18 protein-coding genes are annotated in these 24,561 nt (G+C 46.0%); 11 read left to right on the forward strand and 7 right to left on the reverse strand.

Features of this window, described 5'->3' with window-relative positions; genetic code table 11:
* The first annotated feature begins 225 nt into the window (after window positions 1–225).
* From I1H34_RS15715 to I1H34_RS15730, 4 genes are all read left to right on the forward strand, one after another.
* Window positions 226–519, forward strand: coding sequence for a hypothetical protein (locus I1H34_RS15715; RefSeq protein ID WP_235108860.1), 294 nt, complete (start codon window positions 226–228; stop codon window positions 517–519).
* 278 nt (window positions 520–797) lie between these two features.
* Entirely contained in the window at window positions 798–2,168 is a 1,371-nt protein-coding gene (locus I1H34_RS15720) for a DUF4168 domain-containing protein (RefSeq protein ID WP_212661971.1), read from the forward strand.
* 146 nt (window positions 2,169–2,314) lie between these two features.
* The gene (locus I1H34_RS15725; protein WP_212661972.1) at window positions 2,315–2,992 is read left to right on the forward strand and encodes a response regulator transcription factor; all 678 of its coding nucleotides are present in this window, start codon (window positions 2,315–2,317) and stop codon (window positions 2,990–2,992) included.
* 52 nt (window positions 2,993–3,044) lie between these two features.
* On the forward strand, window positions 3,045–4,361 hold the full coding sequence (locus I1H34_RS15730) for a sensor histidine kinase (protein WP_212661973.1): 1,317 nt from the start codon (window positions 3,045–3,047) through the stop codon (window positions 4,359–4,361).
* Window positions 4,362–4,576: 215 nt separating this feature from the next.
* Here the strand turns inward: I1H34_RS15730 and I1H34_RS15735 are convergent, their stop codons facing one another.
* Window positions 4,577–4,801 carry a hypothetical protein gene (locus tag I1H34_RS15735; RefSeq protein ID WP_010472706.1) on the reverse strand — a complete coding sequence of 75 codons (225 nt, stop codon included), beginning with the start codon at window positions 4,799–4,801 and terminating at the stop codon, window positions 4,577–4,579.
* 398 nt (window positions 4,802–5,199) lie between these two features.
* Window positions 5,200–5,721: a Spy/CpxP family protein refolding chaperone gene (locus I1H34_RS15740; protein ID WP_212661974.1), complete on the reverse strand. Its 522-nt coding sequence runs from the start codon at window positions 5,719–5,721 to the stop codon at window positions 5,200–5,202.
* 854 nt (window positions 5,722–6,575) lie between these two features.
* Here I1H34_RS15740 and I1H34_RS15745 point away from each other — a divergent pair.
* A complete protein-coding gene (locus I1H34_RS15745) occupies window positions 6,576–6,713 on the forward strand; it encodes a hypothetical protein (RefSeq protein WP_212661975.1) in 138 nt (45 codons plus the stop codon).
* A gap of 317 nt (window positions 6,714–7,030) precedes the next feature.
* Here the strand turns inward: I1H34_RS15745 and I1H34_RS15750 are convergent, their stop codons facing one another.
* On the reverse strand, window positions 7,031–7,873 hold the full coding sequence (locus I1H34_RS15750; RefSeq protein ID WP_212661976.1) for a DUF1350 family protein: 843 nt from the start codon (window positions 7,871–7,873) through the stop codon (window positions 7,031–7,033).
* A 615-nt stretch (window positions 7,874–8,488) separates the two neighbouring features.
* On the opposite strand from I1H34_RS15750, the gene I1H34_RS15755 reads away from it, so the two are divergent.
* Window positions 8,489–9,973 (forward strand): glycosyl hydrolase family 57, encoded by a 1,485-nt coding sequence (locus I1H34_RS15755; protein ID WP_212661977.1) that lies wholly within the window; start codon window positions 8,489–8,491, stop codon window positions 9,971–9,973.
* 87 nt (window positions 9,974–10,060) lie between these two features.
* Here I1H34_RS15755 and I1H34_RS15760 read toward each other — a convergent pair whose 3' ends face one another.
* The gene (locus tag I1H34_RS15760; RefSeq protein ID WP_212661978.1) at window positions 10,061–10,441 is read right to left on the reverse strand and encodes a hypothetical protein; all 381 of its coding nucleotides are present in this window, start codon (window positions 10,439–10,441) and stop codon (window positions 10,061–10,063) included.
* Between the two features lie 220 nt (window positions 10,442–10,661).
* Here I1H34_RS15760 and uvrB point away from each other — a divergent pair, with 220 nt between their 5' ends.
* Both uvrB and I1H34_RS15770 read left to right on the forward strand, forming a co-directional pair.
* Window positions 10,662–12,668, forward strand: coding sequence for an excinuclease ABC subunit UvrB (gene uvrB, locus I1H34_RS15765; protein ID WP_212661979.1), 2,007 nt, complete (start codon window positions 10,662–10,664; stop codon window positions 12,666–12,668).
* Between the two features lie 277 nt (window positions 12,669–12,945).
* The gene (locus tag I1H34_RS15770) at window positions 12,946–15,084 is read left to right on the forward strand and encodes an ATP-binding response regulator (RefSeq protein WP_212661980.1); all 2,139 of its coding nucleotides are present in this window, start codon (window positions 12,946–12,948) and stop codon (window positions 15,082–15,084) included.
* A 31-nt stretch (window positions 15,085–15,115) separates the two neighbouring features.
* Here I1H34_RS15770 and I1H34_RS15775 read toward each other — a convergent pair whose 3' ends face one another.
* The 3 genes from I1H34_RS15775 to I1H34_RS15785 all read right to left on the reverse strand — a co-directional run bounded on the left by I1H34_RS15775 (window position 15,116) and on the right by I1H34_RS15785 (window position 21,358).
* Window positions 15,116–16,672: a serine/threonine protein kinase gene (locus I1H34_RS15775; protein ID WP_249369291.1), complete on the reverse strand. Its 1,557-nt coding sequence runs from the start codon at window positions 16,670–16,672 to the stop codon at window positions 15,116–15,118.
* 218 nt (window positions 16,673–16,890) lie between these two features.
* Entirely contained in the window at window positions 16,891–17,799 is a 909-nt protein-coding gene (locus I1H34_RS15780) for a CoB--CoM heterodisulfide reductase iron-sulfur subunit B family protein (protein ID WP_212661982.1), read from the reverse strand.
* Window positions 17,800–17,974: 175 nt separating this feature from the next.
* A complete protein-coding gene (locus I1H34_RS15785; protein WP_212661983.1) occupies window positions 17,975–21,358 on the reverse strand; it encodes a COR domain-containing protein in 3,384 nt (1,127 codons plus the stop codon).
* A gap of 286 nt (window positions 21,359–21,644) precedes the next feature.
* On the opposite strand from I1H34_RS15785, the gene pip reads away from it, so the two are divergent.
* From pip to fabF, 3 genes are all read left to right on the forward strand, one after another.
* On the forward strand, window positions 21,645–22,595 hold the full coding sequence (gene pip, locus I1H34_RS15790; RefSeq protein ID WP_212661984.1) for a prolyl aminopeptidase: 951 nt from the start codon (window positions 21,645–21,647) through the stop codon (window positions 22,593–22,595).
* Window positions 22,596–22,843: 248 nt separating this feature from the next.
* Entirely contained in the window at window positions 22,844–23,089 is a 246-nt protein-coding gene (gene acpP, locus I1H34_RS15795; RefSeq protein WP_212661985.1) for an acyl carrier protein, read from the forward strand.
* A 92-nt stretch (window positions 23,090–23,181) separates the two neighbouring features.
* Window positions 23,182–24,435: a beta-ketoacyl-ACP synthase II gene (fabF, locus tag I1H34_RS15800; protein WP_212661986.1), complete on the forward strand. Its 1,254-nt coding sequence runs from the start codon at window positions 23,182–23,184 to the stop codon at window positions 24,433–24,435.
* Window positions 24,436–24,561 lie beyond the last annotated feature (126 nt).

The following is a 24,561-nucleotide window of genomic DNA, read 5'->3' on the forward strand; positions in this document are numbered from 1 at the left end:
AGGATCTATTGTCCTTGACCCGTTTTTCTTTGAGCCATGCATCCCCGATCCTTTGCTTACGCCCGGTTGTATCGGGAAAACATAGGTTAACAAGTCTAGTTAAAAATGAGTTTTTGAGAAGAAAGTACATCTATTTCCCAATTTCTTCACACTTTAAATTTATCCTCAGTATCTGAAAGAGTTCTAAAAAAGCTCTGTTTTATTACTTTGGTGGAGGTATTTGAAGTGAAACTTAAACTCATCCCAGCATTACTAACTTTAGGACTAGCCACATTCCTTGGCGCTTGTGAAACAGTTAGCGAAAATGCTCCAACTCAACCTGGGAGCGAAGCAGACGTCCCTCAGGGTGGTGCAGAATTAGAAGATACAGAAAGTCCCAAGTATCCCCCTGTACCTGATGCAGTTCCTGGTGATAGCCCTGACGAAACTTCTGGGATTCCCGCTGTACCTGATGCTGAAGCCCCTGCAATTCCAGATGCACCTGATGCAACAGACTCGACTGCCCCTCAAGCTCCTTAAGTTTTAGAAGCAAAATTTCCCCATTCAACTGTTTCTTTGTGAAGAAACAGTTGAATCCCTTCTTGACTTGGAAAACTTAATTTTTGGCACAAGTCGCAAATGCTGTTTTGGTTCGTCCACAGTCGTGTGCATCCAAATCTCTCTGAATAGAGCAATTGTCAAGTTGACAATAGTTGAATGAATAGCCTTATTCAGAACAAAAGCATTTACAACATTAATGAGCTGAGTTTTACAGATCACTCCAGACCATTCGTTACCTATTTTCATTAGGAGTACCTATGAATACTCAAAAGTATGTATCAACTTTGAAAATCTTCCCTACGCTGCTCGGTCTAGCAAGCATGAGTGTTTTGACCAGCTTACCTAGCGTTGCCAGCCAATCTTCCCTTCTCTCTAACTCATCCACACAACTGATAGCTGAAGCTGAAGCCCCTAAAGAGCTTTCTCCTGCTGCCTTGAAAGTTCTATGCAAGAACTTCCCTCTGAACTCTCGTTGCACTGGAGCAGCAACCGAAACTAGCGAAGATGCTTCAGCAACGGATAGTGCTCCTGCTGATACTACAGTATCTGCAGAAGAAGAATCGGCTGATTCCCCCGCCATGAGCGATGCTCCAGGTGGTGAAGTAGATGCTGCGGCTGAGCCGACAGATACTGCAGAGGGTGGCGCAGAACAACCCACCGAAACACCGACTGCCAGTGACGCTCCTGCTGACGATGCAATGGGAGCTACTGATGAAACGGATGCCGCTGCAGAAGGTGGTGCAGAACAACCTACTGACGATCCATCTGTCAGTGATGCCCCTGCTGACGATGCAATGGGAGCTACTGATGAAACGGACGCCGCTGCGGAAGGTGGTGCAGAACAACCTACTGACGATCCATCTGCCAGTGATGCCCCTGCTGATGATGCAGTGAATGCTACCGACGAGACGGACGCCACTGCAGAAGGTGGTGCAGAACAACCTGCTGACGATCCATCTGCTGGTGATGCCACTACACCGGATGCCACTGCTCCGACAATGACAGCTCCCACTGTCGCTCCTCCCACTGTTACTCCCCCAACCGTAACTCCCCCTGTTTCAGGTCCTGAAGGCGGTGAAGGTGGTGCTGCACAACCCGCTGATGATACCGGTGCCACTCCTACAGCTCCTATAGAGGAAACGAGCCCTGAAGGAGCAATGCCTTCAGAAACTGAACAACCCTCCAGCAGTACCCCTGAAACCACTCCAAGTGCTGATGCTTTAAAGCCAGAAGCTGATTCTGCATCAGGAGAACAATCCTCCATCTCTGAGGGTGAGCTTAAGCAATTTGCAACCGCCATACCTCAATTAAGTTCACTTGAGAAAACAACCAAAGGGGAAATTTCCCAAGTGATTGGTCAGTCAGGACTGACCCAAGATAAGTTCAATTCTCTATACAATGGGCAGCAAGCCAGTAGCCCAGCAGTAGATGCCACTGATGCAGAAAAACAGTCCTTTGAACAAGCAATGACCAAAATTCAGGCCATTGAAAAAAAGGGGCAAGCAGAGCAAGAAAAAGTGATTCGTTCCCAAGGACTAGAACCTCAGAGATTTAGTCAGATCTTAGCGGCTGTTCGCCAAGACCAATCCTTGCGAACCAAAGTTCAGCAGATGTTACAAACAAACTAGAGCAGTTCACTAAATTAGTGAAACTACTGTTTTGATAAGAAAACATTACGGCACAACCAGTTTGCCGTAATGTTTTCTGTATAGGACATTTGGTGAGTGGCTGGATCTTCTCCAGTTAGTATTGAGACAAAGAGAGAAAAAGCGGCATGAAGCTTCTACTAGTAGAAGATGACGAGCGAATTGCAGAAGCATTGGCAGAAGATCTGACGGATCAGCACTATGCAGTAGATATAGCCCATGATGGAGAAATGGGCTGGGAACTACTGGAGGCATTTACCTATGATTTGGTTTTGCTAGATGTTATGTTGCCCAAGATGGATGGTTTGGCTTTCTGTCGGCAGATGAGAGACCAAGGTTTGGATATTCCCGTACTGATGCTGACAGCTCGAGATACTACAGCAAATAAAGTCGATGGGCTAGACGCAGGTGCCGATGATTATGTTGTCAAACCTTGTGAGTTAGAGGAAATATCGGCCAGAATTCGGGCCCTTTTGCGTCGGAGTCCCATGACTTCGCCACCAATCCTGGAATGGGAGGATCTGAAGCTAAATCCCAATACCTGCGAGGTCTTCTTTCAAGAAGGGCTGATTGCTTTGACTCCCAAAGAATATAGCCTGTTGGAGCTTTTTTTAAGAAACAAACGTCGAGTATTCAGTCGAGCCCAAATCCTGGAGCATCTTTGGGCTTATGAAGTTTTACCAGAAGAAGATACGGTAAAAGCCCATATCAAAGGGTTACGGCATAAGTTGAAAGGGGCAGGAGCCCCCAATGATTTAATTCAAACGGTCTATGGTTTTGGCTATCGTCTTAAACAGGTTTCGTAATCCTCTCTTTCAAGGATTGCGGTGGCGTTTATTGCTGTCTTACTTATTGGTTATGGCAGCAATCTTGGCCGTTTTTAGCGTACAAGTCTATGTCTTTGTAAGTCGACGACTCTACGCCCAAATTGATGCAGAGCTACAAACTTTAGCTCAATCTGCAGCCCTTTCTCTCTCAGATATTAAACAGGAAGGCAAGCCCTATCTCGATAAAGTAGATAAAGTTCCATGGCGCGATATCTTTAATCGAGACCGACATAGTTTGGAATGGTTCACAGCAGATGGTCGGTTGTTGGCTCGGAAAGGGGCGATTACACTTCACTTGCCACCCAAACTGAGAGAACAAAATATTGTTGTCCGAGTCATACGAGAAGAGAAGTCTTTTCAGGTTCGTGCATTTACTATTTCTGTTCATAGCGATGCCGATGCGCTAAAGCGCCCCTTACTAGAAGGATATATTCGGGCTAGTCAGTCCATTACTCCTGTAGAAAAAGCTCAGCTGAGGCTGCTTTGGGGACTAGGAGTAGGAGGAACGATTGCACTAGGTTTAGTCGGAATAGGAGGGTTGTGGCTAACGGAATATTCACTAAAACCAGTTGAGCAAAGTTTTTTGAGGCTAAAGCAGTTTACTGCGGACGCTTCCCATGAGTTACGAACTCCCCTAACAGTGATCAAAACATCTGTTGAGGTGATGATGAATCATCCAGAAAGAGTCCACCCCAAAGATGCAAAAAAACTGGCGGCTATTTCTAGTGCAACTGCACAAATGAACCGATTAGTTGAAGATCTACTCTTTTTGGCGAGAACAGATACATCTGTACCAACTGCCCGACGAGAATGGACTAGAGTGGCTTTAGATGAAGTCCTGAAGGACTTAGTCGACTTTTTAGATCCTTCTGCTCAAACTCAAGGGGTTGAATTAGTGACCCAAGGCATTGTTCCAATGACATTAGTTGGAGATGCCATGCAATTGGCTCGATTATTCTCAAATCTATTAAGGAATGCTGTGGCTTACACCCCTTCTGGGGGAAAAGTGACTCTATCTGTAGCGCGGACTAACCAGGTCACCATTATTAGTGTGGAGGATACTGGAATAGGCATCTCTAAAGAACAAATTCCCTATATCTTTAACCGCTTTTATCGTGTAGATAAGCACCGAGCTCGAAGGCAAGGAGGCTTAGGCCTTGGGTTGGCTATAGCTCAATCCATTGCTCAACTTCATAAAGGCAAAATTACTATTCAGAGTCAAGTTGGGGTAGGGAGTTGTTTCCGAGTTCATTTACCAACGGTACAAATGGGTGTCATTGAAGTATCTAATAACTCTATTCAGTTAGCTTCTAGGAGTACTCCACTAGTATCTCCAAAAGTTAAATAAAGGGTAGTGCCCCAACAGTAAGAATCGCTTAAACTTAGTATCATCAGTACTTTCACCAAACTCACCCAAGTGTCTTAACCTTAAGTCTCTGAACAAATCAAAGGCTAGGAAGCTAACCTACCATCAGCTTCTTAAATACATTGAGGTAAAGGCATACGGAGATGCAACGGGTTCGTCACTAGTTGGAAGACCCGACTGACAGATACAGAGCATGATTAATAATCGCAAAAAAGTTCAGATTGCTTGATCAACTGCTGTAGTTCATCACATTCCATACCTTGAATCGCCATTGCAAGGCCAGTATGAACAAGCGCCAGTCTCTGTCGCGCTTCTGGGCTCAAATCTTCGGCAGCTTCTTCTGCACAATCTAGGATTGTAGCTGTCATGGTCAAGTTATCAAAGGTAACTGCTAATGCTTCGGCTAACAGGCTGGTTAACATGATCTCCCCGCTTTTTTCCTGAGTTCTCTTTTATCATCTGCCAAAGTAATTGAGAGCGAAACAGAGTTATCACGGATTTGTTCTGCGAGATGGCCCAAAACTCTAGTGGTTTACCCGGATAGAGATCCTACGTAGTCCGAGTTCGAATCACTGATAGGCTCTAGTGGTTTACCCGGAGGAGAATAAAAAATAAGACTCTGGAACTAGAACATTTCTGTCTGGTTACATATGATGCTCCATGGTGAATATCTATGGACCAGAGGAGGAATTCAATACTGTACTCAAGGCACTAAATCACACTTCCTATAGGTTTGCAGAGTAAGAAGATCTATTAACTACTCCAATAACCAGAATTCCCAACCTGCGTTTGGTTGGGAATTCGGTGTAAGTTTGTGGCGTTATTTCGCTTGAGAGTTTTCTGGCCCGTGATGTCGGCGGCCATGTCGGCGGCCCCAACGGCCTCTCCTTTGCTTCTTTAGCTCTGCCATTTTAGTTCGTTGCTCAGGAGTGAGGACTTGTCGAATCTTTAGTTTAGTTTCAAATCGGGCCTCACCCATGTCACGGCGCAAATCTTGTAAAATTCGATGTTGCGCTCTCAATTCATCATCAGATGCATCGCTAGCCATCAAGGCTTGCATTTTGTCTTTAGCCGCTCGCAAAGCTTCTCGTTTTGCTTGCTTATCCTGTTTATTCTGCTCCCGAATTTGATCGATTTCTGAGACTTGATCCGGGCTAAGATTCAGTTGCTGGCGGAACTGCTCTCGTCGACGTTTTCTAAATTCTTCCTTATTCGGTTTTTCAGTCGTTTCTTGTGCAATTGCGTAACTAGGAAACAAAGATTCGGTCGCAACAGTCAAACCATTACCTATTGGGAGTAATAGCGGTAGGGCAGCCAGTAAATAAACAGCACGGAATTTCATACTAAAAAACCTCTTGTTTGGAGATGTTGGGTGATGTATGTGCATAAGTGCTCCCAACGCTCTAATCATAAGAAAAGCACTACTATGACCGAAAGGATCACATTTCCCAAATTGGTATGGATCTAAAGAACCGGATTGGAGTAGTACCAAAGTTCTAGATCTCAGGACAAAAAACGAAGATGGATAAACTTCACTTTAGTCCGATTCAGACAATTATGAGTTCCAGGTGTACCTAACAAAGACTTTGACATAAGCATTCTTTTGGTGATTAAAAACTATTTTCAGGCATAGTTTCAACACTCTTGATATATTTTCACTAAAAAATCATTTCTCTCCAAGATTGTTTATTCACCTCATTCAAACCTTGATATCATTCAATTCCTAAAAACAAGGCATACAACTCTTGAATTAATTAAATCCTAAAAGAATACCCCATCCTCAATAAATATGCTGCCTACAAGATTCACGAAATATCTAATAATTTATTCATAGTCTGATTTAAGAATAGGGACAATAGTCTTAACGGAAGAATTAAATCTAGAGATCTTGCAGATCAAACTTACTAGCATATAGCTCAATACCTCTCTGAGATTAAACTATGACGATAGATCCAGAACTAAAAACTCAGTAAGATCACGCTGACAAGCAGAAAGTATCACGTTGTTCATGTGATCCAAATCGGATGATTCATTGGCCTTTACCGATAAGTTAGGAAAAGAGAGATAAACAGATTAGAAGCAAGTTCATTGCTCTTCTATTAATAAGAAATAGAGACTCTAGCATCACTTCATCTAATATATCTCTGACAAATCAGTCAACGTTCTTATTCTATTTTTCTGTTGGAAGAATCTATCATGCTAAAGCCAATTAAAGTTACGCTGCTAGGTCTAATGGCAGCAACCACAACCACACTTGCTATCCCCCAAGCTAATGCTTACTCTTCATCGTCGGTTGGGCAACAATCAGAAGCTGCAGAACAAACTCAAAATTAGTAGTATCTCATCATCGCTGGCGAGGAAGACGCAAATTGCGTCGAGTACGCTGGCGCAAAAAGTGGGTATGCTTCAAGCGCCCTGTCGTTTTCTATCGCCATGGACGTAAAATCGTGAAATTCAAGCGCCACTGCCACTGGAAAAAGTTCCGGGTACATCATGGGGGACATCATTTCTAAAATTGATGCAAGTTGATTTCAACCTCAGGCCTGAGATTCATCAATAATGTCATCGATTCAATATAATTAAGCGGCTCTAGAAAACTTCAATCCCATAAAGCCGCTTAATTGAGAAACTACAAAGTCTGGCGCAGTCTTTTAAAGGGCCTTCAGAAATTCAAGTACAGTCTCGACAAGGGCAGGATCGCCCTGGCGATAACCCATAGGTGTGAGATGTTCACCTTCCAGCTCTCTCATTTTGGTAGGTTTATTGGGTAAATTAGCTTTCAGCCAGTCAACGGTATCTTTAGCAATTTTATCTTTTGTAAAAGAGATTAACCCCATAAGACCGAATAATTGACTTTCTTTTATGAGGCAATAGGTCTCTTCTACGCTGGGTTGAACATCTAAGCCCAGACGTTTAACAAAATCAGCAACTGCTTTTACTGGTATCGCACTTTCAATGCCCGTAATAGCTGGAGCCATCAGTATAGAAGGCTGATTCAATAGAGAAATATCTTTGAAATCCACCCCATTTAATCGATCTTCAAGTTCCTGGTACTGATCCCGTCCAACACAGCCTCCTAAGATCTCTTTTTCTGACTTGGTTTCTAGATCCGTCAATAGCTCGAGTAAAGCTATATATTTATTCCCTAAGCTATGTCCCAACCAAAAATAATTCTTAGCTGCTGACTTGGGATCCTCTTCATAAATTTTGTAATCATAGTCTCGACGTTTCGCCTCATCTAGAATGGCTTGACGGAGAGCTCTTTGCTCACGCACTAATCCGATTGCAACAGACCAATGGCGAAATGTGAATCGATAAGGCAATGCAATGATTGTATATCCTTGGTCATAGATCTTTTGTAACAGAAATCGGTAAAAGATGGTGGGGAATGACCCAAAAAAAGCACCACCAATAAATTGAACAACCCCCACAGGCTTGGGATGGATTGCAACCCAACTAAATTGCAATGGTAAAAACTTAAATTTTGATTGCATAAAAACCCTCATCAATAATAAAATTTAGAACAATCGAATAATGAGCAATTTCATTAGTTAAAAATGCCACCATTCACCTAATCCAGAAAGAAGAAAAAACTGCCTATTATTGAGATTTAAATTCATCCTGTACCTATGAGATGAATGCCAATAGTAAAAATAAAGCTATTATCTCGACCTAGGTATGAATCAGAGAAACTAGAGGCCCCATAAGCTATATCAGCGATATCTTACTTTTTTATGCAAGTATGTCTGTTAAAGACAAAGCTTGGGAATATTTTCTACTATCAAATCTTGCTGCATCCATAAATTCAATTACATATTGCTAAGAGAATAGTTATTGCAACGATACATAGTTAACATTGGAGAAGTTGTCGTGTCTTGACACTAATCACTACAGCAATATCCAGTCCCTAGACCCATGACAAAAAGGAAGTCTTTTCAATAACGTGCATACAGATGCTGGGCGTAGAAAGTCGGTCTTTTCAGAATCCTGACAATTGTTTATAGAATTTAGCTGAGCTTAAGCCTATTTCCAGAAAGAGTGATCTATCATCTGACAGGAAAATCTTCCGAATTGATCGAAATCCTCACTATTGCAAGGATTAAGCCTTTATGATTGCAACTGCACCATCGCCTGATTCTCATCAAGATGATCTTCAGTCTCTGTTACCCAATCTCACAGGTCGGGAATCAGAACTAGCAGCTCTGGCGAACCACTCTGAACCGATTTATTTACCCACTACTGATCTACGGCTAGAGAACATTCACTCCAGTTTTGCTTGTGCCCTTCATATGCACCAGCCCACCATTCCAGCCGGCTCTGAGGGAGCATTGATCAGCAACCTGCAGCATATGTTTGAGAATCCTGGCGATGGTGATAACCATAACGCTGAAGTTTTTGCCTGGTGTTACAGCCGAATGGGAGATTTTATCCCTGAATTGGTAAGCGCTGGCTGCTCTCCAAGAATTATGCTGGATTACTCCGGCAACCTTCTGTGGGGACTCCATCAGATGGGTCGGAACGATATTCTGGATAATCTGAAGAAGCTGACTTGTAATCCTCAATATCAACCCTATGTTGAGTGGTTGGGCACCATGTGGAGTCATGCTGTTGCACCTTCCACACCCATCCCCGATTTAAAATTACAAATTCAGGCATGGCAGCAGTATTTTGCCAGCCTGTTTGGGGATGAAGCACTGAAACGGGTCAAAGGGTTTTCTCCCCCTGAAATGCATCTGCCTAACCATCCCGATACCCTCTTTGAATACATCAAAGCTCTGAAAGAATGTGGTTATCGTTGGCTGATGGTACAAGAACATTCTGTTGAGCGCCTAGATGGATCAGACTTATGGCATGACGATAAGTACATTCCTAATCAGCTCGTAGCCCGCAACTCACAAGGCGAGACCATCAGCATCACCGCTTTGATCAAAACTCAAGGTTCTGATACGAAGCTTGTTGCTCAAATGCAGCCTTACCACGAGGCCAAAGGTCGACAACGCCAAGAAATTGGAGGTATCTCAGTCCCCTCTTGTGTGACCCAAATCGCCGATGGTGAAAATGGGGGCGTAATGATGAATGAATTCGCTCGTGACTACCAGCCCGTTTGGCATGAGCTGAAAAATCAAGGATCTGGTGTCACGGGTATCCATGGTACGGAGTATTTAGAGCTATTGGATGCTGCGGGCGTAAGTCCAGACGATTATCCCACTTGCCAAGCGGTGGGCCAATATAAGATCTGGAACAAGATTGGGACTGACACGGTTAGCCCGAAAAAGGTTGAAACCGCGATTCAAGAGCTACAAGCTACCGATCATCAGTTCCATATGGATGGGGCCTCTTGGACGGACGACTTGAGCTGGGTGAAGGGGTATGAGAATGTTCTCGAACCCATGAACCAGTTGAGCGCTATGTTTCATCAGAAATATGATCTATTAGTCCAAGCTGATTCAACCACTACTCAACAGGCTGATTACCAGGAAGCTTTACTCTATGTTCTCTTAGTAGAAACGAGCTGTTTCCGGTATTGGGGCCAGGGGACTTGGACTGACTATGCTCGTGAACTATTTCGACGGGGGGAAAGTCTACTGAAGTAGTCATTTCTCTACTTTTTAAGGTTAAAGCCGGACTTGCTCTTTTAAGCAAAAGTTTGGTTTTAATCTTCATGGTTGGGAATAAGCGACTTAATACATGTTGTCAATCAATGCGCTGGAAAGAGTATTTGCGCCTCGTCCATAACCGCTTACCATCACAGTGATACGCTTATTGGCACGACGTCGTTTCGCAAATTGAGAACAATCGATAATGGCAGAATAGTCTGCATTATCAGCGAATATAAACGGGGTATTGTTGATATTCACATCTGGCTTCCGCACCTTAAGGCCTTCCCGTCTGAGGGAAACTGTGGCTCTGCGCATACAGTCCCATTGATTTAATCGGACCGTACCGTAGCGATAAAAGAGGGCAGGCCCCGCAAATGCGCCAAAGGTACTGACGGCTTGAACGCCTACGGCTACAGATGCCATCACTAGTGCTTTTGTAGAAATCTTATTGAACTTAGACATGATGTATTTCTCCTTTCTGTGACTCAAGCAGAAAGCGTAAATCCTCTATATAGGTGCTGTTTGACCTGCTTTGGCATAAGTCCTTGGTTATCTACAATTTAGGCTCTATAGATGGGACTGAACGTGACAGTTATCACGGGTTTTCATTGTTCTATGTCATGCTGCTGCCGTACATCGAAAAAATTCGGCATTATAAAGAGGCAGTCACCTCTTCGCCCTAATGACAGCTTTTGACCTCCATGCTCCATTTGTCCCTAAAGGTGATCAACCCCAAGCCATTGAGAAACTGACCGCTCTCCTTCAATCTGGCCATTCTAGGCAAACTTTGCTGGGCGCTACGGGTACGGGTAAGACCTTCACGATGGCTAAGGTGATTGAAGAGATTGGTAAACCCACGCTAATCCTGGCCCATAACAAAACGCTAGCTGCGCAGCTCTGTAACGAAATCCGTTCCTTTTTTCCCAACAATGCAGTTGAGTATTTCATCAGCTATTACGACTATTACCAGCCTGAAGCCTATATTCCGGTCACAGATACCTTTATTGAAAAGACAGCTGCCATCAATGAAGAAATTGATATGCTGCGGCATTCCGCGACACGATCGCTATTTGAACGTCAGGATGTCATTGTGGTGGCATCAATCAGCTGTATTTACGGTTTGGGTATCCCTGCTGAGTATCTCAAGGCCTCAATCCCCCTCAAAGTTGGAGCTGAAGTTGATCAGCGGCAATTGCTGAGAAGTCTGGCAGCCGTGCAATATACCCGCAATGATGTGGACTTAGGGCGGGGGCGATTTCGAGTCAAAGGAGATGTTCTGGAGATTGGTCCAGCCTATGAAGACCGGATTATTCGGGTGGAGTTTTTTGGGGATGAGATCGATGCCATTCGCTATGTCGATCCCGTTACTGGAGCAACATTACAGAGTTTGGAAGGACTGAATGTTTATCCTGCCCGCCACTTTGTAACGCCAACAGAACGATTGGAAATGGCAGTTGAAGCCATTGATGAGGAGAGAAAAGCACAGGTCGAACATTTAGAAACGACCGGGAAACTTTTGGAAGCTCAGCGCCTCAACCAACGGGCTCGCTACGATCTAGAGATGCTGAGAGAAGTTGGGTATTGCAATGGAGTAGAAAACTATTCTCGTCATCTGGCTGGACGGGAAGCAGGGGCTCCACCTGAGTGTTTGGTGGATTATTTTCCTCAGGATTGGTTGTTAATCGTAGATGAGTCTCATGTATCGGTCCCCCAAATTCGGGCCATGTATAACGGCGATCAGGCTCGCAAGAAAGTTCTGATTGATCATGGTTTTCGTCTACCCAGTGCGGCAGACAATCGCCCCCTTAAGTCCGAAGAATTTTGGCAAAAAGTTAACCAGTGTGTGTTTGTGTCCGCTACTCCAGGGCAGTGGGAAATAGAGTTATCAGAAAATCGGGTAGTGGAGCAAGTTATTCGACCGACGGGGGTAATCGATCCAGAAATTTTTGTCCGTCCGACAACTGGCCAAGTGGATGATTTACTAGCTGAGATTCATGAGCGAGTCAGTCGCCAAGAACGGACTTTGATCACCACCTTAACCAAACGGATGGCAGAGGACCTGACGGAATACTTTGAAGAGCGAGGCGTGCGAGTCCGATATCTGCATTCGGAGATTAATGCCATTCAACGTATCGAAATTCTTCGGGATTTACGCCAGGGAGTATTTGATGTCTTAGTTGGGGTCAATTTATTGCGAGAGGGGTTGGATTTACCTGAAGTTTCTCTTGTAGCCATCTTAGATGCTGATAAAGAAGGGTTCCTGAGAGCTGAGCGTTCTCTGATTCAAACCATTGGTCGAGCCGCTCGCCATGTCCGAGGTCAAGCCATTCTCTATGCTGACAATCTGACGAATAGCATGGAAAGGGCTATTTCCGAAACTGAGCGGCGTCGGACCATTCAGCTTGCCTATAATGAAAAGCATGGCATCACTCCACAACCGGTCAAAAAAGGATCTGATAATGCGATTTTGGCCTTTTTGGAGGTCTCCCGCCGCCTCAATACCCAAGAACTTGAGGATGCCTATGAACAGGCAGATGATCTACCCTTGGAGAGTGTGCCAGAGTTGATTACCCAATTGGAGGCAAAGATGAAGGAATCAGCTAAAAATCTGGAGTTCGAAGAAGCTGCAAAGTATCGAGATCGCATCAAGAACCTGAGATCTAAACTCTTAGGTCAAAAGTCTCCTTGATCCCCTTGCCCTTTCTTTGGGCAATATCATCTTAGGTCTGCTTTAAGTCCATCCTTTTTTATGAGGTCTCGATCTGCTAGGAACTCTGGCATTTCATGAAATAATACAAGCAGCCACTCTAGCTCAAGATTTTCATTCGATTTCTCCATACATCGCTTTTTAGTATCCTTTCTCGTCCTAATACCTGCAAATCTCACCCGAAGTTCTCCTTTATATCTTTTTATCAGTATCGATATTGGCCAAACTTTCAAGCCGATCATGAACTAAGACGATAACTGTGTTATTCGAACAAACAACTGTCGGTGAGTTTTTGCAGCAGACATTAGTCTGTCAAGCTGACACTCCCATTCAAGAAATATTAGATATACTCCAGCATCAAAGTTCTGCATCTCCAGTTGCTCAGTCTGAGGATGAGTCTGGCGATGGGGTCGATCTATCCCAATTAGTGGTGGTTAATGCACAGCAGCAACCCACTAGTCTCATTCCCCTAGCGCAATTTATTCATTTATTTATTACTGAGCAAAAGTCCCCTGACGCTGTTTCTCCTCAGCAGCCGATTGGAGAATGGGGCGATTTACACAATCAACCCTTGCAGCAGGTAGCGGTAACGAACTCTCTCAAGCAATTTTGGCAATATTTACAAACTTTTTCCCAAGATCTCAGCTTGTCTTGGGCCATTGTTGAGGATGAAACCGGCAAATATTTGGGGTTATTGGATACGCCTAAGTTAATTCAATTCCTGGCCCATCATGCCCCCTTGAGTGTTGCGATCAAGTTTTCCTCGGATTTAAAAAGTTCACTTTCACCTGCCTTAGAGATATCCGATACACCACCCGCCTCAACAGAGTCATTGCCCCCTCAAGATTCAATCTCTGCCGCTGCTCCATTGAGTGCCGAACTATTGGCTGAAATTAGCCATGAACTCAAATCTCCCCTCACGGCAATTCTGAGTTTGTCCAATGTTCTGAGTCATCAGGGCATTCAGAATTTATCTGAGCGGCAGTTGCAATATGTGCAGTTGATTCATCAGAAAAGCCAGCATCTGATGGGTATCCTCAATACGTTACTGGACTTAACTCAACTTCCTGTCCAAGTTCAGCCTGAAGCACAAACAGCTGTTGATATTGATTCGCTGTGTGACGATGCGATCGCACAAGCGAAACGATACTACCAACTGGAAGAAGGCACAGCGAATCAGGCTTCTCTCATCATTCGTCGGCATCCCCAGGGAGTCCTCGGCTCGATCACAAGTGATGAGCTGAAATTACGCCAAATCCTGATACATCTTTTGCACAACGCTTTAGGAGCGACTCAAGGGCAATCCTCCATCGAACTGGGAGTTAAGCAGTGGCAAGGGTGGACGATCTTTACCATTTCCGACCAGGGTGCTCCAATTCCCCACCTACAGCAGCCCCTTATCTTTCAAATCCCCCAAACTTGGACGATTCCAGACCAAGACATTCTCGGTAAAACAGGGCTAGGATTGGTGCTGGCCCATCGATTAGCAGAACAGATGTCAGGGGATATTTCTTTTATCTCTGGACCGACTCAGGGCAATACCTTCTCCTTGTATGTGCCTCCAGACCCTCTTCAAAGACAGCAGACTAAAACCACCCAAGGTTTAGTTCTTCTGATTGCCACAAATCCCAATCTAATTGAACAAGTGAGTCAGTATCTGTCTGATCAATCTTTACAAGTTGTCGTGGCCCGTTCAGAGCCAGAAGTCGCTCAGAAAATCGCCTTATTCAAGCCTCAAGCCGTTATCCTACAAACTCTGCTTACCACTGGCTCAGGGTGGGATATTCTTTCACTCCTTCAACAGCGAGATAGGGATTGTCCCATCTTACTGATAGGAAGCACCGATGACTGTCTACGTACTACTGATAGTGTAGATGGCTGCCTAACCTTACCCGAACTTCAACCCGGCTTGGCACAATGGTTAGAAACTTGCTTAAAAGCCAAAATTTCAACCTCTGGTTCTACCCCTAAGCAGAAACACCTCGCCCCCTCTAACTCTCCTAAAGCGCAAAAATTAACCGTTCTCCATCTAGACGGCAATCTAGATCAATTCGGCAATACCTTACCCATTGATATTAGTCACTCGCTGTATGAACATCAGTGGAGAGTGATATCGACCACAACTTTAGATGAAGCTGAGTTATTAGTAGATATTTGGCAGCCCGATATCATTCTCTATACAGATGATGATTCTGCTCCCTTCTTGAACATGGCCGCAGAATCTCCCTTAGTCTCCTTCCCCTTTGTTATTCTTCACCCTGAAGTCCGGCAGATAGCCCTTGAGCGGGGAGACCTGGAGGTCTTTTCTCATGCAAACATAACCACACTTTCGAACTCTGAACTATCAGAAGTATCGTCACTGCTAGAAATACTCAACCACTCCACCGCAGCCGAGTAGGAGCCGCAAGTTATTTTGTAATCAAGGGAGATTACTGGAAGCTTTCTGGGGATTCTGATGGAGGCGGTGTTGAGAAATCAGGCCGAGCAAAGGGGTCGAACGGAGATGGCTCTGGGCTGGGAGCCAGGCTGTCAGGATAGGAGTCTATTGGCGCTTGAAGAGTAGGATCCGGGCCTAGGGAATCAGGACTAAGAGGGACGGAGTCCTGAAGGGTGGGATCTGGCCCAATATCACCCTGATCAAACTGAGGATCAACCGTTGGTTCTTCTAAAGTTGAGGGAATGGGGGACTCAAGAGGTGTTTCAATCGGAGTGGGCAAAGTTTCTAATTCCCTTCTGGTCGTCCCTGGCTTAGGTAGAAAATCTTCATTTTGAACCGGGGCAGCCTTTGCAGGCACTTGCGGGTTCGCGAACTGATTCTGGTAATGAAACCGTAGCAACAGGCCAAAGGCAATTCCCACAACACCTGAGAGCACTGAACACACGATTAATGCTCGGAAGGGAAATCTGGGAGGCGCGGAATAAGGTTGGAGACGAGTGGTTGACACAGTCTGGCTGGGCTCCTGGCTAGGGACTGTTGATTCTGAAAGTGTTGTCGGAAGATCCTCAGTCTCAGGGGCTATAGATAATTGCTCTGAAGGGTAAGGAATTGCTGGGCCTGAAGGTTCTGAGGCTGGAGGTTCTGAGGCTGGAGGAGGAGAGGTCTCTAGAAGAGAAGAGTCTATTGAGGATACAGGTTTCGCAGTTAGGGAAGGGGAAGCTGCGCCTATGTTACCCGATTCTGTTGGGAATGATACAGGGGGAGAAGGTGCCTTGGGTAGGAGTTTCATCCACTCTGAGATAGATTGAGGGCGATGCTGAGGTTGCATCGCCATTCCCCGTAGCAGGGCAACAATCGTTGCCTGGCTTAGGTCTGGGTGATGCATTTCCAAGCGAATATGTTGCCGCTGGGAAGCTGCTATCGGCATTTGCCCCATCACCAAGGTGTATAAGGTTGCGGCTAATCCATAGATATCGGTTGTAACGGTTTGTTGACCTTGAGCGGATTCAGGTGCTGCATAGGCATGAACCAGAGGAGGAGGCAAACTAGGGTTGCTGGGTTGCCAAACCCAATTCACAAGCATCGGATGATCAGTATGGGGAGGGTCAACAACATTTTTCGGTTGAACATCTCCATGCCGAAGCTGCTGCTGATGCGCTTGGTTCAAGCCGTTAGCAATTTGGGTGATTTGGGCAATCGCCTCCGCTTCTGATAGGGGCTGATTTTTTCCATTTATGGCCCAGGTCTGTTCTGGTAGCTTGTCCCTGACCAGAAAGGGGAGAACCGAATCTACAAAAACGTCTCGGATGGGTTCTAGGGAAGGATGTTTTAAGCGCTGCCAAGCTTGAGCTTCTTGTATGAAAGCATCGCGATGTAGGAGGATTTTTTTAGGGTGTTGACGGGACGGATTAAGGGTATTGATCAGAACAGGCTGCTGACTAGGTAAATGAGTGCCCTCATAGGTTAGCTGCAAGCCCTGATGCCTGACCAGTTGCTCTAAACGATACGTTCCTTTTTGTAAAAGTGTTCCGAGGGGAAGCAAAACCATTGTTGGCAGAGGGGGGCGCATGGTAGCTAACGGCAAGGAGGAGGGTTAGATCATGAAGATGCTTGTAAAATTCCTTAGGTTCCTGGCTAATTATTGTTTCCCTGAACCCTAAACCTATTCCGTCAAGTATCTTCAAACTGTAATGTGTCTCACAATCGGGGCTGAGAGTTAGCCAAAAAAGAGGTTGAGAACCGCTTGTAGAGAGACATTCAGTCTAATTAGATGATGCCTAATTTCTCTAGTATGGGTCGTGTGGAGACCACATGCTTTTCTAGCCCAAGTTTCTGCGGTTCAATCCCTAAAGCCAAACCGACTAACTGAGGTAAATGCAAAACAGGCAAGCCTAGCTTGGTATTAATGGATTTTTCAACTTCAGGTTGACGAGAATCTAAATTCAGATGACAGAGGGGACAAGGGGTCACCAAGCAGTCAGCTCCAGCTGCAATTGCGTCCTGAATTCTACCTCCCGCCATGGCAAAGGACTGGGGGGTGGCATAGCTAGCGAGGGGCCAACCACAACATTGGGTGCGACCCGAGTAGTAGATTGGCGTAGCATCGAGGGCCAGAAACACATTTTCCATGGAAGAAGGGTGAATTGGATCGTCGAAGGGGAGACTCTGTTGGGCTCTGAGAAGATAGCAACCATAAAAAGCCGCACACTTTAATCCGCTGAGTTTACGCTTGACTTGAAGGGAAAGGGCTTCTAAGCCATAATCTCCGACCAAAGCCCACAGGAGATGCTTGACTTCAGTACTGCCTTGATAGGGAGAACAATGTTGTTCGGACAACAAGCTATTGATCTGATCAAAATACTCAGGGTTACTCTCTTTGGCGTCTTTCAATCGCTCATCGACATGACCAATCACTCCTTGGCAGGTACTGCAATGGGTGAGGAGGGGTAAATTGAGCTGTTCGGCTAGGGCAATATTGCGGGCATTAACGGTATCTTCGAGTAATTGCGAATCTTCTTTAAAGGTGCCAGACCCACAACAGGCCGCTTTCTTCAATTCAATGAGTTTAATCCCTAAGGCCTGGGCAATTTCCTGAGTTGACATGTATAGTTCTCGACAAGCGCCTTGAGCGACACATCCTGGGAAGTATGCATATTGGAGTGTTGGGACCGACATCTGATGAATTACTCGCTGTTACTGAGCCTTTGCTAGAGCAACGCTAGCATGTTGGTCTGAGAATTCGGCTTACCTGTGATTGAACATTACAAAACGGTGAAGTCTTTTTGCCTGAAGGCACAGGTATTTCAATGTTTCAATTGGTCATATTGAAAGTTCGCAGAATTTCCATTACTTACAAGCGTTTATCCTCCCGGAGCTTGTCCAGTTGGCCTCGGAAGTGTCCCTGCAATCCTTCGATCGATTCATATTCCTTGTAAAAGTGGCTTAAATTACTAAGCTTATCTTTGAAGTCACGCAGAGAAATAAGATCATCAACATTGACATCACTGGTTGAAACCGTGGTCTTCCGGAAGTAGGTATAGATCAGCGGTTTCTTAGTCTTCTTGAAGGTTTTGTATGCAACGTCAAATTCTTCCTCTGTGTATTTACCTGTTTTAGTCTTGAACAAGCTGACGAAAATGTCGCAGTGTCGAATTTTTTGGTTATATTCATTCTGGAGTCGGGTTGTCGACATGGCATCAAGGAAGTTTTCCCAGCGGATAACTTCTAAGTAGATGCCTTGTTTGCGTAGACGGTCATTCTGCTGGCGAAAATATAGATCGAAAGCGTCGCGATCTTCGCGAAGCTCAGCTGAGGACGCTAGGAAGATCCGAATCGTCTTTTCCTTCACAGTATCCGCCGACTTAGATTGATTTGATTCTTCAGGTGTTTCTATCTCACTATTGTCTTGAGGTAGCTCTTGTTTTGCTCTCGCCAACCATTGTTCTAGATTCATGCCATCCAGAAGTTCTAGCACGCTGACATCATGGTAGTCAGGTGGATTGGGGCACTCAATGGATGGTTTGCCTCTACTTTTCCGTTCAATTAATTTTTTCTGCTCGAACATTGCTGGTTCTGTTAGGTTCATGCAGGTTTCACAGATGCAAGGCACCCATTTACTGACTTTGTCTTTGAGTCCTTGGAAGCTGTCGTTTAGTGCATCAAGTTCACTGGCAATAGTGCTGAGCAGCGATTTTTTTTCTGGACCACGGCTGCGGAGAATAATTTCATTACCTTTTTCGGCTGTCACCACTAGCATCTTTGTTTCACCATGCTCGAATAAGGCACCCTGCAACCAACATAGATTCGGCTGCTTTACAAAACGGTGCACTCGAACGATCAGTCGGCTTACCAGGCCCCGAGGTAGAAACTCGTAGCGGTAGGTCAACATCAGATCGCCACTCCTGGCCCAATTGTCTAGCTCTGAAGGCTTTGAAGGTGACAAGTGTTGTGGAACCAGCCATGTCTCTTTGTTCATATCCGGCAGCCGATAACATAGCTCGAAACGGACCATGAGGGCACGCAACTCTATTTCCTTATCCGCGTAGCCTTTTTTGGACCACAGACGATCGCAATCATCCAGGGTAAAGCGACCTTGCTGGGATTTGACATTTTCGTCGTCAAGGATACGAAATACTGCATCTGTCATCCACTGGTTCTGTAAAAATATAGTCCGTCGGAGTTCCCGTGGTTCCTGAAAGTGTAGGAACACTCCCAGGTCATGCAGGTACTGGCTTAGCTTTAGGGCCTTATCGAGATCTGCTTCAAGATGACCTGCATAGACTGTGAAGTAGTTATCCAGTGAGATATAGGGCTGGGTCTTTGCCAATTCCTTCAATTCATCGCGAATGGCAACCCATTTAGCTGGTACATCTTCACCAATATGTGGCAATTTCTGAATGTAGTATTCTACCGCTTGGCGCAGTTTATCCGCCGCACATGGATGTTCCAGATTGCCCCGATGGAACTCCTCTACGTTGGGAAAGCGCCCTCTGATGCCCACCTCGTCGATCTGTTTACTGCGTCCGCCTTTCTCATTTTGAAAAATTAGTAGGGGACTAGCTGCGCTAAGGGTTTCAACTACCTCCAGCCAGAACTTAAAACCTTCGTCATAGACTGATTTGTGATCACTGCGGGTGTCATCGACCAATACATACAAGGAACGCTTTGTGAGAAAGAACTGATGGGTCGCATGATAAATCTGCTGACCGCCAAAGTCCCAGGCATTAAGTCGAAACTTGCGTCCATTAGACATTGAGAACTCATGACGGTGGATATCGATGCCACGGGTTGTTTCGTCTTCGTTAGGCAGTCCTAATTCGGGCAGAAACATACGACGCAGAATGCTAGTTTTTCCAGCCCCACCCTCGCCAACAATTAGTAGTTTGGCTTCAAACAGCCGATCTACCCCCTGCGCTTCAACCTCATGAAAGTAATTGAGTACTGCCTCCGGCCCCTGCTTTACGATTTCCGGCGAGGGATGTGTTAGCGGACAATCTTCGACATAGATACCTACTCCCCGCCATGTTGCTTGGGACCAATGGATCGGTCGTTTGGCTAAGACCCACGATTTTAAAGGTGATAGATCTACCACGTTTGTCTCAGCAATGTTCAGTGTCACGAGTGGAAGCTGTGCTAATGGAGCAACCGTCGTTATCTGTTTATTTGAATTTAGATGTAGATCGTTGAGAGCTGTTTGGTGTTGACCAATGGCAATGACAACTGCATCACCCACATTGTTGTTACTCAGATTGAGTGACGAGAGCTGTTGGAGGTTCTCTGCGATGGCCCGCGCCCCGTCATCACCCACTTTGTTGTTTCTCAGATTGAGTGACGAGAGCTGTTGAAGGTTCTCTGCGATGGCCCGCGCCCCGTCATCACCCACATTGTTGTTTCTCAGATTGAGTGACGAGAGCTGTTGGAGGTTCTCTGCAATGGCCCGCGCCCCGTCATCACCCACTTTGTTGCCACTCAGATCAAGGGACGAGAGCTGTTGGAGGTTCTCTACGATGGCCCGCGCCCCATCATCGCCCACTTCGTTGAAACTCAGATTGAGTGACGAGAGCTGTTGGAGGTTCTCTGCAATGGCCCGCGCCCCGTCATCACCCACATTGTTGTTACTCAGATTGAGTGACGAGAGCTGTTGGAGGTTCTCTGCGATGGCCCGCGCCCCATCATCGCCCACTTCGTTGAAACTCAGATTGAGTGACGAGAGCTGTTGGAGGTTCTCTGCAATGGCCCGCGCCCCGTCATCACCCACTTCGTTGTCACTCAGATCAAGTGACGAGAGCTGTTGGAGGTTCTCTGCGATGGCCCGCGCCCCATCATCGCCCACTTCGTTGAAACTCAGATTGAGTGACGAGAGCTGTTGGAGGTTCTCTGCGATGGCCCGCGCCCCGTCAGCGCCCACTTCGTTGTCACTCAGATCAAGTGACGAGAGCTGTTGGAGGTTCTCTGCGATGGCAGTGATGTCTGTATCCTGCAGGCTGAGGGACCAAAAGGTGAGAGTTTGCAACCGATTGAGTCGCAATAGTTCAAGGGGGAGACTAGATAACTGGGTGGTAAGTTGGAATACAACGCGCCCCTGAAACTCCTTTGGCCAATTGTCCATTGATGGTGAAAGGCTAACTTCTGGTCCAAAGAGGGCTAGGTCAGTCCGATGTTCATTGCTGAGCCGCATTAGTAGATCGGGCAATTCATCTGGATTTATGCGCTGCAGCCCAGTTTCTCCAGTCATATTAGGTACTCCCAGCTTGTCCATCGGCTTTTTTTGGGTATTGCCCACCCTCTATTTCTCGATGTGTTTTATCCATTACCATCAATATTTCTTGACCTTCTCAATACAATATCTCAGCCGAATCAGTGACATTTACGCATTTATCTCTATGCCAGAGCAATGCTAGCCCTATGACACCAGAATTCGGGTTACCTGTGATTGAACATTACAAAACGGTGAAATCAGTGGTCCTGAGTCGGGAGACCTTTTATCTTGAAGGACAAGAGATAGCTGTTGGACCTCCAAAATGCGCGAACTTTACCCAGTCATCACCCCTTATACAACGGGTAAACTCCAAGTTTCTGATCTGCATACCCTCCATTACGAAGAAGTGGGAAATCCCCAGGGGAAACCAGCTATATTTCTGCACGGGGGACCCGGGGGCGGCATTGATCCGGTCTATCGACAGTATTTTGATCCACAGGAATGGCGGTTAGTGCTGTTTGACCAGCGGGGTTGCGGGCAAAGCACCCCCCATGCAGAGCTAAAAGAAAACACCACCTGGGATTTAGTCAGGGATATCGAAACCCTGCGTCAGCATCTCGACATTGATCAGTGGGTAGTCTTTGGAGGGAGTTGGGGCAGTACTTTAGCCCTGGCCTACAGCCAGACCCATCCTGAATCCTGCAAGGGACTCATCTTGCGGGGGATATTTATGTTGCGTCATCAAGAACTGCAATGGTTCTACCAAGAAGGAGCCAGCAACATTTTCCCAGATGCCTGGGAAGCCTATCTCCAGCCCATTCCTCTGGAAGAGCGTCAGGATTTAATCAGTGCCTATTACCGCCGACTCACAAGTAACGATCCAAACATTCAACTGGAAGCGGCCAAAGCCTGGTCCGTCTGGGAGGCCACAACGAGCAAACTGTTGCCCGATCCTGAATTGCAAGAAAAATGTGGTGAAGACACCTTTGCCACGGCCTTTGCTCGGATTGAATGTCACTATTTCATGAACAAGGGCTTTTTAGACACAGAAGATCAGCTGATGCGGGGATGCGATCGCATCCAGCATCTCCCCATCGTTATTGTTCAAGGCCGTTATGATGTCGTTTGCCCCGTCATTTCAGCCTGGGAACTCCATCAGCAACTTCCTCAATCAGAGCTGCAAATCATTGCCGATGCCGGCCATTCCATTACAGAACCTGGCATTCGCAATGCTTTGATCGAAGCAACCGACCGCTTTGCTCAAATTCCATGACATGCCTTGGCTAAGACTTAATTTATGCTCCAGCAAGAAAACAAGATCGATGCTTTCAGAGGGGCGGTTTCAGATTACTATGGAAGGAATGGCTGAAACCCTGAAAGACTGGATCAGACATTCCCTGGCCTTGATCTTTGAGCAAGGACATTGAAATATGCTCAGGGAAGGAAGTAAAGCATTTGGCCTCATTTGAAGCCGCATTTAACCTTCTGCTAGAGTCCGTAGTTTTAGAGAAAAGAGAACCCATGAGTGAGTCGGAAATTTTTGGCAAAGTAAAAGATATTGTTGCCGAGCAATTAAGTGTTGATGCTGAAAAGGTAACGCCAGAAGCGAGCTTCCAGAACGATCTAGATGCTGACTCCCTGGATGTTGTGGAAATGGTGATGGCTCTAGAAGAAGAGTTTGATATCGAAATTCCAGACGAAGCAGCCGAAGAAATCCTTACGGTTCAAGCTGCTGTTAACTTTATCTCAAGCAAAGTAAAGGCTTAGCAATCCTGATAGACCGTGTTGCATGCTCTAGCATGCAACACGATTGCTAACCCCTAAATATTTTCATCCTATGCTGATCACATGTGACCATCATGACTAACCTAGAGCCTAAGCGCGTTGTAATTACAGGGCTGGGGGCCATCACTCCGTTAGGGAATACCCTCTCTGAATACTGGGATGGGTTGCTTGCGGGTCGCAGTGGAATTGGCCCCGTCACCCGGTTTGATGCAGCTAAGCATGCCTGCCAAATTGCCGGAGAAGTGAAAGGCTTCGATCCACAAGACTATATGGATCGTAAAGACGCCAAACGCATGGACCGTTTTGCTCAATTTGCGGTGTCTGCCAGCAAACAAGCCCTAGCTGATGCTAACTTCACCATTGACGATACCAATGCAAACGATATCGGTATCATCATCGGCACCGGTATTGGGGGTCTAAAAGTTCTAGAGGATCAGCAGGAAATTTATCTCACCAAAGGGCCGGATCGCTGCAGCCCCTTTATGATTCCGATGATGATTGCCAATATGGCGGCAGGCTTAACAGCCATTCATGTGGGTGCTAAAGGTCCTAACTCCTGTTCAGTGACGGCCTGTGCTGCCGGGTCTAACGCCATTGGTGATGCCTTTCGCTTTGTCCAGAGGGGCTATACCAAAGCGATGATTTGTGGTGGCACCGAAGCTGCAGTGACTCCCTTATCCATGGCTGGATTTGCGGCCTGTCGAGCCCTCTCCACCCGCAATGATGATCCCACAAAAGCCAGCCGCCCGTTTGATCGTGATCGGGATGGTTTTGTCCTGGGAGAAGGAGTTGGCATTCTCTTAATTGAAGAATTAGAGCATGCTCTAGCGCGAGGCGCCAAAATTTACGCCGAGCTGATTGGCTATGGGGTCACTTGCGATGCTCATCATATGACATCCCCCTCCCCTGGTGGCGTTGGCGCGGCCCGAGCCATTGAGTTATGCCTTAAAGACAGTAACTTGTCCCCTGACCAAATCAGCTATATCAATGCCCATGGCACCAGCACGAACGCCAACGATACAACGGAAACAGCTGCAATTAAGCATGCAATCGGTGATAATGCTTACCGAGTAGCCATTAGTTCCACAAAATCGATGACGGGTCATTTACTGGGCGGGTCGGGTGGTATTGAAGCCGTAGCCACTGCCATGGCCATTGCCAATGATCAAGTCCCGCCGACAATTAACCTAGATAATCCTGACGAAGGATGCGATTTAGACTATATTCCCCATACCAGCCGTAAATTAACGGTTGATGTTGCTCTTTCCAATTCCTTTGGTTTTGGCGGTCACAATGTCACCCTCGCCTTCCGAAAATATGCCGATTGATGTTGGATTTACTTGCCATGATGGCATTGATATTTGAGGCTTGTCTGTTCCAAGCCTCTTTTTGACGCCCATAGAAAACATAGACAACGTCGTTTTCTTGCCGCTTATTCCTTCTTGCCGTTCAGT

It is taken from the genome of Acaryochloris marina S15, assembly GCF_018336915.1.
Taxonomy (GTDB): domain Bacteria; phylum Cyanobacteriota; class Cyanobacteriia; order Thermosynechococcales; family Thermosynechococcaceae; genus Acaryochloris; species Acaryochloris marina_A.

What these genes read in the sequence shown, in the direction of transcription:
- I1H34_RS15730 (WP_212661973.1), top strand. Translation starts at nt 3,045, where the DNA reads ATGGCAGCAATCTTGGCCGTTTTTAGCGTACAAGTCTATGTCTTTGTA.
- I1H34_RS15755 (WP_212661977.1), top strand. Translation starts at nt 8,489, where the DNA reads ATGATTGCAACTGCACCATCGCCTGATTCTCATCAAGATGATCTTCAG.
- I1H34_RS15745 (WP_212661975.1), top strand. Translation starts at nt 6,576, where the DNA reads ATGCTAAAGCCAATTAAAGTTACGCTGCTAGGTCTAATGGCAGCAACC.
- I1H34_RS15725 (WP_212661972.1), top strand. Translation starts at nt 2,315, where the DNA reads ATGAAGCTTCTACTAGTAGAAGATGACGAGCGAATTGCAGAAGCATTG.
- fabF (WP_212661986.1), top strand. Translation starts at nt 23,182, where the DNA reads ATGACTAACCTAGAGCCTAAGCGCGTTGTAATTACAGGGCTGGGGGCC.
- I1H34_RS15720 (WP_212661971.1), top strand. Translation starts at nt 798, where the DNA reads ATGAATACTCAAAAGTATGTATCAACTTTGAAAATCTTCCCTACGCTG.
- acpP (WP_212661985.1), top strand. Translation starts at nt 22,844, where the DNA reads ATGAGTGAGTCGGAAATTTTTGGCAAAGTAAAAGATATTGTTGCCGAG.
- I1H34_RS15740 (WP_212661974.1), bottom strand. Translation starts at nt 5,721, where the DNA reads ATGAAATTCCGTGCTGTTTATTTACTGGCTGCCCTACCGCTATTACTC.
- I1H34_RS15750 (WP_212661976.1), bottom strand. Translation starts at nt 7,873, where the DNA reads ATGCAATCAAAATTTAAGTTTTTACCATTGCAATTTAGTTGGGTTGCA.
- I1H34_RS15760 (WP_212661978.1), bottom strand. Translation starts at nt 10,441, where the DNA reads ATGTCTAAGTTCAATAAGATTTCTACAAAAGCACTAGTGATGGCATCT.
- pip (WP_212661984.1), top strand. Translation starts at nt 21,645, where the DNA reads ATGCGCGAACTTTACCCAGTCATCACCCCTTATACAACGGGTAAACTC.
- I1H34_RS15780 (WP_212661982.1), bottom strand. Translation starts at nt 17,799, where the DNA reads ATGTCGGTCCCAACACTCCAATATGCATACTTCCCAGGATGTGTCGCT.
- I1H34_RS15735 (WP_010472706.1), bottom strand. Translation starts at nt 4,801, where the DNA reads ATGTTAACCAGCCTGTTAGCCGAAGCATTAGCAGTTACCTTTGATAAC.
- uvrB (WP_212661979.1), top strand. Translation starts at nt 10,662, where the DNA reads ATGACAGCTTTTGACCTCCATGCTCCATTTGTCCCTAAAGGTGATCAA.
- I1H34_RS15775 (WP_249369291.1), bottom strand. Translation starts at nt 16,672, where the DNA reads ATGGTTTTGCTTCCCCTCGGAACACTTTTACAAAAAGGAACGTATCGT.
- I1H34_RS15785 (WP_212661983.1), bottom strand. Translation starts at nt 21,358, where the DNA reads ATGACTGGAGAAACTGGGCTGCAGCGCATAAATCCAGATGAATTGCCC.